Annotated in this window: 10 protein-coding genes; 9 read left to right on the top strand and 1 reads right to left on the bottom strand. The window is 57.4% G+C overall.

Going from position 1 to position 11698, the window contains the following annotated elements; all coding sequences use genetic code 11:
• Positions 1-98: 98 nt before the first annotated feature.
• Positions 99-1238, bottom strand: coding sequence for a tRNA epoxyqueuosine(34) reductase QueG (gene queG, locus NNN71_RS14370; protein WP_163445870.1), 1140 nt, complete (start codon positions 1236-1238; stop codon positions 99-101).
• On the opposite strand from queG, the gene nnr reads away from it, so the two are divergent.
• The 9 genes from nnr to hflC all read left to right on the top strand — a co-directional run bounded on the left by nnr (position 1237) and on the right by hflC (position 11629).
• A complete protein-coding gene (nnr, locus tag NNN71_RS14365) occupies positions 1237-2763 on the top strand; it encodes a bifunctional ADP-dependent NAD(P)H-hydrate dehydratase/NAD(P)H-hydrate epimerase (protein ID WP_271458768.1) in 1527 nt (508 codons plus the stop codon). The genes queG and nnr overlap by 2 nt on opposite strands.
• Complete coding sequence (tsaE, locus tag NNN71_RS14360; protein ID WP_163445868.1) at positions 2756-3217, top strand: tRNA (adenosine(37)-N6)-threonylcarbamoyltransferase complex ATPase subunit type 1 TsaE; 462 nt, start codon at positions 2756-2758, stop codon at positions 3215-3217. Before nnr ends, tsaE begins: the two co-directional genes overlap by 8 nt.
• Positions 3218-3233: 16 nt before the next feature.
• Complete coding sequence (gene amiB, locus NNN71_RS14355; protein WP_271458767.1) at positions 3234-4598, top strand: N-acetylmuramoyl-L-alanine amidase AmiB; 1365 nt, start codon at positions 3234-3236, stop codon at positions 4596-4598.
• A 9-nt stretch (positions 4599-4607) separates the two neighbouring features.
• Positions 4608-6452, top strand: a complete 1845-nt coding sequence (gene mutL / locus NNN71_RS14350) for a DNA mismatch repair endonuclease MutL (RefSeq protein WP_271458766.1) — start codon at positions 4608-4610, stop codon at positions 6450-6452.
• Positions 6445-7395 carry a tRNA (adenosine(37)-N6)-dimethylallyltransferase MiaA gene (miaA, locus tag NNN71_RS14345; protein ID WP_064546853.1) on the top strand — a complete coding sequence of 317 codons (951 nt, stop codon included), beginning with the start codon at positions 6445-6447 and terminating at the stop codon, positions 7393-7395. Before mutL ends, miaA begins: the two co-directional genes overlap by 8 nt.
• Positions 7396-7544: 149 nt before the next feature.
• Positions 7545-7850 carry an RNA chaperone Hfq gene (gene hfq, locus NNN71_RS14340; protein ID WP_052284691.1) on the top strand — a complete coding sequence of 102 codons (306 nt, stop codon included), beginning with the start codon at positions 7545-7547 and terminating at the stop codon, positions 7848-7850.
• A 75-nt stretch (positions 7851-7925) separates the two neighbouring features.
• The gene (gene hflX, locus NNN71_RS14335) at positions 7926-9206 is read left to right on the top strand and encodes a ribosome rescue GTPase HflX (protein WP_271458765.1); all 1281 of its coding nucleotides are present in this window, start codon (positions 7926-7928) and stop codon (positions 9204-9206) included.
• A 156-nt stretch (positions 9207-9362) separates the two neighbouring features.
• Positions 9363-10622, top strand: coding sequence for an FtsH protease activity modulator HflK (gene hflK, locus NNN71_RS14330; protein ID WP_163445864.1), 1260 nt, complete (start codon positions 9363-9365; stop codon positions 10620-10622).
• 2 nt (positions 10623-10624) lie between these two features.
• Positions 10625-11629 carry a protease modulator HflC gene (hflC, locus tag NNN71_RS14325; protein WP_064546859.1) on the top strand — a complete coding sequence of 335 codons (1005 nt, stop codon included), beginning with the start codon at positions 10625-10627 and terminating at the stop codon, positions 11627-11629.
• The last annotated feature ends 69 nt before the right edge of the window (positions 11630-11698 follow it).

The following is an 11698-nucleotide window of genomic DNA, read 5'->3' as shown; positions in this document are numbered from 1 at the left end:
GAAATATATCATTTCAAAATGTTAGCGAGATCGCTTGACGAACTTTGGCGTGTTGAAACGCAATGTCTTTTTATTTTTACTCACAGGCTGTGAATAGATTACGCGTCGCGCGGCAGACCTTTTTCCACCACCCTTACCAGACGCTGTTTCTTCGGTAGCTGGACCTCTATCGCTCCCTCATTACGACGCGCAATTTGCTGCGCAATCGCCCATGTTATGTGCTCATCGAGAAGTGGGTGCTCACCTCGGCGACTCTCCAGCGCGTTAAGCGCGGCTTCGCTCCACGGTGCGTTGCCCAGTGCGACGGCAATATTGCGCAGCCAGCGCAGGTGGCCGATGCGCCGAATAGCGGAACCTTCGGTCACTTTCAGAAAATGGGCTTCACTCCAGGCGAACAGTTCAACCAGCTCAGGGGCGTGAAGCGCTTTGCGCGGGCTGAAGTCAGCTTCGTCGGTAAGCTGTGAGAAGCGGTTCCATGGGCAGATTAGCTGACAGTCGTCACAGCCGTAAATACGATTGCCCAATAGTGGACGAAATTCTTCCGGGATCGCGCCTTCCAGTTCAATGGTCAGGTAAGAGATGCAGCGGCGAGCGTCGACGGTATAAGGCTCAACGATCGCCCCTGTAGGGCAGATGGTCATGCAGGCCACGCAGCGCCCGCACTCTTCGGCCACCGGTTGGTCAACGGGCAGCGGAATATCCACCAACAGTTCACCAAGGAAAAAGAACGATCCGGCGTCGCGGTTGAGGATAAGTGAGTGCTTACCTGTCCAGCCGATGCCCGCTTTTTCCGCTAATGGGCGCTCAAGAACAGGCGCCGAGTCGACAAACGGTCTAAAATTCAGCGAGACGCACTGTTCCTGAATCATTTCGCCGAGCTTTTTAAGGCGGTTACGCAACAGCTTATGATAATCACGCCCCAGGGCATAACGGCTGACGTAACCGAGTTCGGGGTTTTTCAGCGTGCGGGCAAAGGCTGCATTGGCGGGAAGGTAGTTCATGCGAACGCTAATTACCCGGAGCGTTCCGGGTTGCAGTTCGTGCGGGCGAGCGCGCATCATTCCGTGCCGCGCCATCCATTCCATCTCGCCGTGGTATTGTTTATCCAGCCATGCCTGCAGTTTGGGCTCGGAGGCGCTGAGATCGGTATCGGTGATGCCGACCTGCTGAAAGCCCAGTTCAGTGCCCCACAGTTTGATTTGTTGCGCTAATTGATTGAGATCGAGGGGCTGTGACATGACGGACCATACATTGACAAGAAACCCCCAAAGTATACCACACTCCATTTGGCCTGCGGATGGGCTGCGTCGCGCCGAAAAAACGGCGGCAGCGGATCTCGGCATCTCCCTTTATGAACTCATGCAACGCGCCGGTCAGGCGGCGTTTGAGGTGGCCCGCGCGGCGTATCCCGACTCTCGCCACTGGCTGATGCTTTGCGGTCATGGCAACAATGGCGGAGATGGCTACGTGGTCGCGCGCCTGGCACAGGCGGCGGGAATTCGCATCACGCTGCTGGCGCAGGACAGCGAAAAACCGCTGCCGGACGAGGCACAGGCCGCCCGCGAGGCGTGGCTGGAAGCGGGCGGCGTTATCCACGCGACGGATATCCCGTGGCCAAAGGATACCGATCTGATTATCGATGGCTTACTGGGTACCGGGCTGCAAAATGCGCCACGTGACCCCATTACGGGCCTGATAGCGCAAGCGAATTGTTTCCCGGCGCCGATTATCGCGCTGGATATTCCCTCCGGGCTTAACGCCCAGACCGGCGCGACGCCGGGTGTGGTGATTAATGCTGCGCACACCATCACGTTTATTGCTCTGAAACCGGGGCTGTTGACCGGTAAAGCGCGCGATGTGGTCGGCACGCTGCACCATCATGCGCTGGGATTAGACTCCTGGCTGGCTGAGCACCCCACCACCATTCGCCGCCTGGATGCCTCGCAACTGGCGCAGTGGCTGACGCCGCGTCGTCCTACTTCGCACAAAGGCGATCACGGTCGTCTGGTGCTGATCGGCGGCGACCACGGCACCGCCGGGGCCATCCGCATGGCCGGTGAGGCGGCGCTGCGGGCGGGGGCTGGCCTGGTGCGTGTACTCACCCGTGCGGAAAACGTCGCGCCGATTATCACCGCTCGCCCAGAACTGATGGTGCATGAGCTGACGCCGCAGCTGCTTGATGAAAGCCTGGAATGGGCTGATGTGGTGGTGATTGGCCCCGGCTTGGGTCAGGCTGAGTGGGGCAAACAGGCGCTGCGCAAAGTGGAAAACATCCGTAAACCGACGCTTTGGGACGCCGACGCTTTGAACCTGCTGGCATTCAATCCGGATAAACGTCACAATCGCGTGATCACGCCGCACCCCGGCGAGGCCGCGCGTTTGCTCAACTGCCGGGTGGCAGAAATTGAGAGCGATCGCTTACTTTCTGCGCAACGTCTGGTACAACGGTACGGTGGCGTCGTGGTGCTGAAAGGCGCGGGGACGGTGGTGGCTGATGAACACGGCTCGCTCAGTATTATTGACGCCGGAAATGCCGGTATGGCCAGCGGTGGCATGGGCGATGTGCTTTCGGGCATTATTGGCGCATTGCTGGGGCAGGCCTTATCGCCGTATGATGCTGCGTGCGCGGGGTGTATCGCCCACGGCGCGGCGGCAGACAAGCTGGCTGCGCGCTATGGTACCCGCGGAATGCTGGCGACCGATCTCTTTTCCACGCTACGGCGTGTTGTTAACCCGGATGTGATTGACGTAGACCATGATTAATCGAGTGATTCCTTTACCTGACGAGCAGGCAACCCTGGACCTTGGCAACCGAGTGGCGCAGGCCTGCGTCGGCGCAACGGTCATCTATCTGTACGGCGATTTAGGCGCGGGGAAAACCACCTTCAGCCGCGGATTCCTGCAGGCGTTGGGGCATAACGGCAACGTCAAAAGCCCGACCTATACGCTGGTTGAACCGTACCAGCTCGATAACCTGATGGTTTACCATTTTGATCTTTACCGCCTTGCGGATCCCGAGGAGCTCGAATTTATGGGGATCCGCGATTATTTTGCTAACGATGCCATCTGCCTGGTGGAATGGCCGCAACAGGGCGCAGGTGTTCTGCCCGAGCCGGATATCGAAATACACTTAGATTACCAGGCGCAAGGGCGTGAGGCGCGCATTGCTGCGGTCTCCTCATTAGGTGAGTCTCTGCTGGCGCGGTTGGCCGGTTAATTTAAGGGATCCCAGGATGATTTTTCGCGCAAAAGGGTGGTTGATGGCGGCGCTGATGCTGGTGGGCGCACCGGCAATGGCGGCGAGCTTGTCCGATATTCAGGTAGCGAATAGTGAAACGCAGGCGCGGATCACCTTCAGCTTTATGGGCGACCCGGAATATAACTTTAGCCAGGATGACAAACGCAGCGTGGTGCTTGATATCAAGCAAACGGGCGTGATTCAAGGCTTGCCGCTGCGCTTTAGCGGCAACAACCTGGTGAAGGCGATCCGTTCCGGCACGCCGAAAGACGATCAGTCGCTGCGGCTGGTGGTCGATCTCACCGAAAACGGCAAAACCCGCGCGGTGAAGCAGCAAAACGGCGCGAATTACACCGTGGTGTTTATCATCAACGCCGACGTTCCACCGCCTCCACCGCCGCCTGTCGTCGCGAAGCGCGTGGAAACGCCAGTCGTCACGCCGGCACCGGTACCAAGCCAGCCCGCGCGCAACCCGTTTAGCGGCAACAGCAGCAATAGCGGCAGCAGCTTCAGCACGGAACGTCAGCCGGCGATTGCCAGCAATACCACGCCGGCACAGCGTCCGGCGGCCCGTGCGCGCAGTGTTTCCGGTGATAAAGTGATCATCGCGATCGACGCCGGTCACGGCGGCCAGGATCCGGGGGCGATTGGCCCAGGCGGTACGCGCGAGAAGAATGTCACCATCGCTATTGCCCGAAAACTCAGAGCGTTGCTCAACGACGATCCGATGTTTAAAGGCGTGTTGACTCGCGACGGCGACTATTTTATTTCGGTGATGGGCCGCTCCGACGTGGCACGTAAGCAGAACGCCTCCTTCCTGGTATCCATTCACGCGGACGCCGCGCCAAACCGCGACGCTACCGGCGCGTCAGTCTGGGTGCTCTCTAACCGTCGTGCCAACAGCGAGATGGCGGGCTGGCTCGAACAGCATGAGAAACAGTCTGAGCTGCTGGGCGGCGCGGGCGACGTGCTGGCAAACAGCCAGGCCGATCCGTATCTGAGCCAGGCGGTGCTGGATCTGCAATTCGGCCATTCCCAGCGTGTAGGGTATGATGTGGCGACCAACGTCATCAGCCAGCTGCAGCGCGTCGGTAATCTGCATAAGCGTCGTCCTGAACACGCCAGCCTCGGTGTGCTGCGTTCGCCGGATATTCCGTCGATCCTGGTTGAGACCGGCTTTATCAGTAACAGCAGCGAAGAGCGCCTGCTGGACAGCGACGACTATCAGCAGAAAATTGCTGAAGCCATTTATAACGGTTTACGTAACTATTTTACGGCGCATCCGATACAATCCGGCCCTCGTGACGAACAGTCGCAGACCGCCAGCGCCGCATCATCCAACAGGACGCTTGTTAACTAAGGAGTTTTCATGCCGATTCAGGTTTTACCGCCGCAGCTTGCGAACCAGATTGCCGCGGGTGAAGTGGTTGAGCGGCCTGCCTCGGTAGTGAAAGAACTGGTGGAGAACAGTCTCGATGCGGGGGCAACCCGCATCGATATTGATATCGAACGCGGTGGAGCAAAGCTTATTCGCATCCGCGATAACGGCTGCGGTATTAAGAAAGATGAGCTGGCGCTGGCGCTGGCGCGTCATGCGACCAGCAAAATTGCCTCGCTTGACGATCTGGAAGCGATCATCAGCCTCGGTTTTCGCGGCGAAGCGCTGGCGAGTATCAGTTCGGTCTCGCGGCTGACGCTGACCTCGCGCACTGAACAGCAGCAGGAAGCATGGCAGGCGTACGCGGAAGGCCGCGACCAGGACGTCACCGTTAAACCGGCTGCCCATCCGGTCGGCACGACGCTGGAAGTGCTGGATCTCTTCTACAACACACCCGCGCGGCGCAAGTTTATGCGCACCGAAAAAACCGAATTCAATCATATCGATGAGATCATTCGCCGCATTGCGCTGGCGCGCTTCGATGTGAGCTTCAACCTGACCCACAATGGCAAAATGATTCGCCAGTATCGCGCGGTAACAGAAGGGGCGCCGAAAGAACGCCGTCTGGGAGCCATTTGCGGCGTACCGTTCCTGGAACAGGCGCTGGCGATTGAGTGGCAGCACGGCGACCTGGCGATGCACGGCTGGGTGGCCGACCCGAAACACACTACCGCTGCGCTGGCTGAGATTCAGTATTGCTACGTTAACGGTCGCATGATGCGCGACCGGCTGATTAACCACGCTATTCGACAGGCTTGTGAAGACAAGCTCGGCGCAGATCAGCAGCCCGCGTTTGTGCTGTATCTGGAGATTGATCCGCACCAGGTGGATGTGAACGTCCATCCGGCTAAACACGAGGTGCGTTTCCACCAGTCGCGTCTGGTGCATGACTTTATCTATCAAGGCGTGTTGAGCGTGCTGCAACAACAGCTGGACGCGCCGTTGCCCTTAGCGGAAGACGATGAACCTGCCCCGCGCGCGCTGCCGGAAAACCGCGTCGCGGCTGGGCGTAATCAGTTTGCCGAACCGGCGGTGGCGCGCGAGCCGGAAGCGCCGCGCTATCAACCCGCTTCCGGTGGTAGCCGTAGCGGCGGCGCCAGCTGGCCGAACGCGCAGCCGGGCTACCAGAAACAGCAGGGGGCACTCTATCGCCAACTGCTGGATACGCCGGTAAGTCGCCCGGAACCAGCGAAACCCGTGGCTGAAAACCTGGCGGGGCACAGCCAAAGTTTTGGCCGTGTGCTGGCTATCATCGATGAGCGCTGCGCGCTGCTGGAGCGTGACGGTAAGCTTAATCTGCTGTCGTTACCGGTCGCAGAACGCTGGCTGCGTCAGTCGCAACTGACTCCCGGCGGAACCACCATTTGCGCCCAGCCGCTGCTCATTCCTCTGCGCCTGAAAGCGTCAGAGAACGAGCGGAAAACCCTGGAAAATGCGCGGGAAATGCTGGGCCAGTTGGGCATCGAAATCCTGCTGGAAGGGCAGCACGTCACGATTCGCGCCGTGCCTTTACCCTTACGACAACAAAATTTACAAATCTTGATTCCTGAACTGATAGGCTACCTGGTGGAGAAAACTCAGGTTGATGCCGGTAACGTGGCGCAGTGGTTGGCCCGTCATCTGGCAAGCGACCACGCGCAGTGGAATACCGCGCAGGCCATCGCGATGCTGGCTGACGTTGAACGTCTTTGCCCGCAGCTGGTCAAAGCTCCGCCGGGTGGTTTGTTACAACCCGTTGATTTAGATTCTGCGATGAACGCCCTGAGACATGAGTGACGTAACCGAGGCGAGCCTGCCTAAGGCAATTTTTTTGATGGGGCCGACTGCCTCGGGCAAAACGGCGTTAGCCATTGAGCTGCGTAAAGTTTTGCCAGTAGAGTTGATTAGTGTGGATTCCGCCCTCATCTATCGAGGGATGGATATCGGTACTGCAAAGCCGAGCGCGGAAGAGCAGCTTGCTGCCCCGCATCGGTTGATGGATATCCTTGACCCTGCGCAGGCCTATTCGGCGGCGGATTTTCGTCGTGATGCGCTGGCGCAGATGGCCGAGATCACTGCCGCAGGGAAAATTCCGCTGCTGGTCGGTGGAACAATGTTGTATTTCAAGGCGTTGCTTGAAGGTTTATCACCGCTGCCCTCGGCTGACCCGGAAGTCCGGGCCCGCATTGAGCAGCAGGCAGCAGAGCGAGGATGGGGAGCGCTGCACCAGCAGCTACGGGAAATTGACCCCGTTGCCGCCGAGCGCATTCATCCGAATGATCCGCAAAGACTTTCCCGAGCACTGGAAGTTTTTTTCATTTCGGGTAAAACTTTAACGGAGCTGACGCAAACGTCAGGAGACGCTCTGCCCTACAAGGTGCATCAGTTCGCCATCGCCCCGGCGAGCCGTGAACTGCTCCATCAGCGCATTGAGCAGCGTTTTCATCAGATGTTGGCTTCGGGTTTTGAAGCAGAAGTGCGGGCGCTATTTGCCCGTGGAGATTTGCATACGGACATGCCTTCCATTCGTTGTGTGGGATATCGCCAGATGTGGTCATACCTTGAAGGCGAAATTACCTATGATGAAATGGTTTATAGAGGAGTTTGTGCCACGAGACAGCTAGCCAAGCGCCAGGTGACGTGGTTACGCGGTTGGGAAGGGGTTCACTGGTTAGATAGTGAACAGCCGGAGCAGGCGTTTAACCAACTATTACAGGTAGTGGGTGCTAGTGTAGACTGAATGTGTACAATTGAGTCGTATCGTGCGCAATTTTCGGAATCGTAAGGTTCATACGCAACATCGTTCGGGCTGTATCAAAGCAGATAACGCAGAAGCGGCTTGAGGGATGGCGTGTATAAGTACAAATAAGCATATAAGGAAAAGAGAGAATGGCTAAGGGGCAATCTTTACAAGATCCGTTCCTGAACGCACTGCGTCGGGAACGTGTTCCAGTTTCTATTTATTTGGTGAATGGTATTAAGCTGCAAGGGCAAATTGAGTCTTTCGATCAGTTCGTGATCCTGTTGAAAAACACGGTCAGCCAGATGGTCTATAAGCACGCAATTTCTACCGTTGTTCCGTCCCGTCCGGTTTCCCATCACAGCAACAATGCTGGCGGCGGCACCGGTAGCAACTACCATCACGGTAGCAACGCGCAGGGTTCTGCACAGCAAGACAGCGAAGAAACCGAATAAGGTTGATGGCTGTTAATCCATGTCGGGGAGCCAGCATGTCTGGGTTCCCCGCTGGTATTTCAGGAGATATAACGCTTGTTTGACCGTTATGACGCCGGTGAGCAGGCGGTGCTGGTACACATCTATTTTACGCAAGACAAAGATATGGAAGACCTCCAGGAGTTTGAATGTCTGGTCTCTTCCGCCGGTGTCGAAGCAATGCAGGTGATTACTGGTAGCCGTAAAGCGCCGCACCCAAAATATTTTGTTGGTGAAGGTAAGGCTGTCGAGATTGCGGAAGCCGTCAAAGCGACAGGTGCTTCCGTTGTGCTGTTTGATCACGCACTAAGCCCAGCACAGGAGCGTAACCTTGAGGCCCTGTGTCAATGCCGGGTTATCGACCGTACCGGTCTGATCTTAGATATTTTTGCTCAGCGTGCGCGTACCCATGAAGGTAAGCTGCAGGTTGAGCTGGCGCAGCTGCGCCATCTGGCCACGCGCTTGGTGCGCGGCTGGACGCACCTTGAAAGACAAAAAGGCGGTATCGGTTTGCGCGGCCCGGGTGAAACCCAGCTCGAAACCGACCGTCGTTTGCTGCGTAACCGTATTATGCAAATCCTCTCGCGCATTGAGCGCGTGGAGAAACAGCGCGAGCAGGGGCGCCGCTCGCGTGTGAAGGCCGATGTTCCGACGGTATCGCTGGTGGGATACACCAACGCCGGGAAATCGACGCTGTTTAACCACATCACGCAGGCAGAGGTCTACGCCGCTGACCAGTTGTTTGCCACCCTTGATCCGACGCTGCGTCGTATAGACGTGACGGATGTGGGTGAAACGGTGCTGGCCGATACCGTAGGCTTTATTCGCCACCTGCCACATGACCTGGTGGCGGCATTTAAGGCCACATTGCAGGAAACGCGCGAAGCCACGCTGCTGCTGCACGTGATTGACGCCGCGGACGTTCGTGTGCAGGAAAACATCGATGCGGTAAATACCGTTCTCGAAGAGATCGACGCGCACGAGATTCCGACCCTGCTGGTGATGAATAAGATCGATATGCTCGACGATTTTGAGCCGCGTATCGACCGTGATGAAGAGAACAAACCTATCCGGGTGTGGCTGTCTGCACAAACCGGGGTAGGGATACCACTCCTTTTTCAGGCGTTGACCGAACGACTGGCCGGCGAAGTGGCGCAGCATACGTTGCGTTTACCTCCGCAGGAAGGGCGTTTGCGTAGTCGCTTTTATCAGCTTCAGGCAATCGAAAAAGAGTGGATGGAGGAAGATGGCTGCGTCAATCTGCAGGTTCGTATGCCGATTGTCGACTGGCGTCGCCTCTGTAAACAAGAACCGACACTGGCAGACTACGTCGTCTGACCGTGCAGCTTGCCTGAAAACATTAGCCCTTTGGGCACCCAGCGGTTCAGGTCGCCTCAGCGCGACCGCGACAACCAGGACGGCGTCGCGGTTATCAGCCAAATGATCTGGACTGGGAAAAGGTATATCACCGCATAACAAATATGGAGCATAAACATGGCGTGGAATCAGCCCGGTAATAACGGACAAGACCGCGACCCGTGGGGAAGCAGCAATAACCAAGGCGGCAACTCCGGGGGGAATGGAAATAAAGGCGGTCGCGATCAGGGGCCGCCGGATTTGGATGATATCTTCCGTAAGCTGAGCAAGAAGCTCGGTGGTTTTGGGGGCGGTAAGGGCGGTTCCGGCAGCGGCTCGTCTCAGGGGCCACGCAGCCCGATGGGCGGACGCATTGTCGGTATCGCGGCAGCTGCCGTGGTCGTCATTTGGGCGGCCAGCGGGTTCTATACCATTAAAGAAGCCGAGCGCGGTGTTGTGACGCGCTTTGGTAAGTTCAGCCACCTGGTTGAGCCGGGTCTGAACTGGAAGCCGACCTTCATCGATGAAGTGACACCGGTGAACGTGGAAGCCGTACGCGAACTGGCCGCGTCTGGCGTGATGCTGACTTCCGATGAAAACGTCGTGCGCGTCGAAATGAACGTGCAGTACCGTGTGACCGATCCGCAGCGCTATCTGTTTAGCGTGACCAGCGCCGACGACAGTCTGCGCCAGGCCACCGACAGCGCCCTGCGTGGCGTCATCGGTAAATACACCATGGACCGTATCCTGACCGAAGGTCGTACCGTTATTCGTAGCGATACCCAGCGCGAGCTGGAAGAGACCATTCGTCCGTACAACATGGGTATTACCCTGCTGGACGTCAACTTCCAGGCCGCTCGTCCGCCGGAAGAAGTGAAGTCTTCCTTCGATGATGCGATTGCCGCACGTGAGAACGAGCAGCAGTACATCCGTGAAGCTGAAGCGTACACCAACGAAGTTCAGCCGCGTGCTAACGGTCAGGCGCAGCGTATTCTGGAAGAAGCGCGTGCGTATAAGACTCAGACCGTGCTGGAAGCACAGGGTGAAGTGGCTCGCTTTGCCAAGATCCTGCCGGAATATAAAGCTGCTCCGCAGATTACCCGCGAGCGTCTGTATATCGAGACCATGGAGAAAGTGCTGAGCCATACCCGCAAAGTGCTGGTTAGCGACAACAAGAACGGCAACCTGATGGTGCTGCCGCTGGATCAGATGCTGAAAGGCGGCAACGCCCCGGCAGCAAAGAGCGATAGCAGTGGTGCGAATAACCTGTTGCGCCTGCCGCCTGCGTCCTCTTCCAGCAGTAGCGCGAGCAACACCTCGTCTGCCAGTCAGGGCAATATCATGGACCAACGCCGCGCCAACGCGCAGCGTAACGACTACCAGCGTCAGGGGGAATAACGATGCGTAAGTCAGTTATTGCGATTATCATCATCGTGCTGGTAGTGCTGTACACCTCTATCTTCGTGGTTAAAGAAGGCGAGCGCGGAATTAAGTTCCAGTTCAGCAGCGTGGTGCGCGACAGCGATAAGAAACCGTTGATTTATGAGCCGGGCCTGCACTTTAAGGTGCCGTTCATTCAGTCGGTGAAAATGCTGGACGCGCGTATCCAGACCATGGATAACCAGGCCGATCGTTTCGTGACCAAAGAGAAGAAAGACCTGATCGTCGATTCCTACATCAAGTGGCGCATCAGCGACTTTAGCCGTTACTTCCTGGCGACCGGCGGCGGCGACGTCTCCCAGGCCGAAGTGCTGCTGAAGCGTAAGTTCTCTGACCGTCTGCGTTCTGAAATTGGTCGTCTGGACGTGAAAGACATCGTTACCGACTCCCGCGGTCGTCTGACCCTGGAAGTTCGCGATGCCCTGAACTCCGGTTCTTCCGGTGCGGAAGATGAAGTGGCTACTCCGGCAGCCGATAGCGCGATTGCGGAAGCCGCAGAGCGCGTTGAGCAGCAGGCGAACATCAAAGGGCCAACCATTAACCCGAACAGTATGGCGGCGTTAGGTATTGAAGTGGTCGATGTGCGTATCAAGCAGATCAACCTGCCGACCGAAGTGTCTGAAGCTATCTACAACCGTATGCGTGCCGAGCGTGAAGCCGTTGCTCGTCGTCACCGTTCTCAGGGTCAGGAAGAGGCAGAAAAACTGCGCGCTACCGCCGACTATGAAGTGACGAAGACGCTGGCAGAAGCGGAGCGTCAGGGTCGTATCCTGCGCGGTGAAGGCGATGCCGAAGCAGCTAAGCTGTTCGCTGATGCCTTCAGCCAGGACCCGGACTTCTACGCCTTTATCCGTAGCCTGCGTGCTTACGAGAAGAGCTTCGACAGCAATCAGGACGTGATGGTGCTGAGCCCGGATAGCGATTTCTTCCGCTATATGAAAAACCCGGGTACCACCGCTCGCTAAGCGCGCGGTCGCCTGAATAAAACCACCGCCTCCTTCGGGAGCCGGTGGTTTTCTTTTATAAGGATGAAA

It is taken from the genome of Kluyvera sp. Awk 3 (genome assembly GCF_028069715.1).
In the GTDB taxonomy this organism is placed as follows: domain Bacteria; phylum Pseudomonadota; class Gammaproteobacteria; order Enterobacterales; family Enterobacteriaceae; genus Kluyvera; species Kluyvera georgiana_A.
Note: the sequence above shows the minus strand (reverse complement) of the source record. Positions and strands in the feature narration are given on the sequence as shown.

Excerpts from the sequence above, each read along its gene's own strand:
- nnr (WP_271458768.1), top strand. The coding sequence starts at position 1,237 with ATGACGGACCATACATTGACAAGAAACCCCCAAAGTATACCACACTCC.
- queG (WP_163445870.1), bottom strand. The coding sequence starts at position 1,238 with ATGTCACAGCCCCTCGATCTCAATCAATTAGCGCAACAAATCAAACTG.
- tsaE (WP_163445868.1), top strand. The coding sequence starts at position 2,756 with ATGATTAATCGAGTGATTCCTTTACCTGACGAGCAGGCAACCCTGGAC.
- amiB (WP_271458767.1), top strand. The coding sequence starts at position 3,234 with ATGATTTTTCGCGCAAAAGGGTGGTTGATGGCGGCGCTGATGCTGGTG.
- mutL (WP_271458766.1), top strand. The coding sequence starts at position 4,608 with ATGCCGATTCAGGTTTTACCGCCGCAGCTTGCGAACCAGATTGCCGCG.
- miaA (WP_064546853.1), top strand. The coding sequence starts at position 6,445 with ATGAGTGACGTAACCGAGGCGAGCCTGCCTAAGGCAATTTTTTTGATG.
- hfq (WP_052284691.1), top strand. The coding sequence starts at position 7,545 with ATGGCTAAGGGGCAATCTTTACAAGATCCGTTCCTGAACGCACTGCGT.
- hflK (WP_163445864.1), top strand. The coding sequence starts at position 9,363 with ATGGCGTGGAATCAGCCCGGTAATAACGGACAAGACCGCGACCCGTGG.
- hflC (WP_064546859.1), top strand. The coding sequence starts at position 10,625 with ATGCGTAAGTCAGTTATTGCGATTATCATCATCGTGCTGGTAGTGCTG.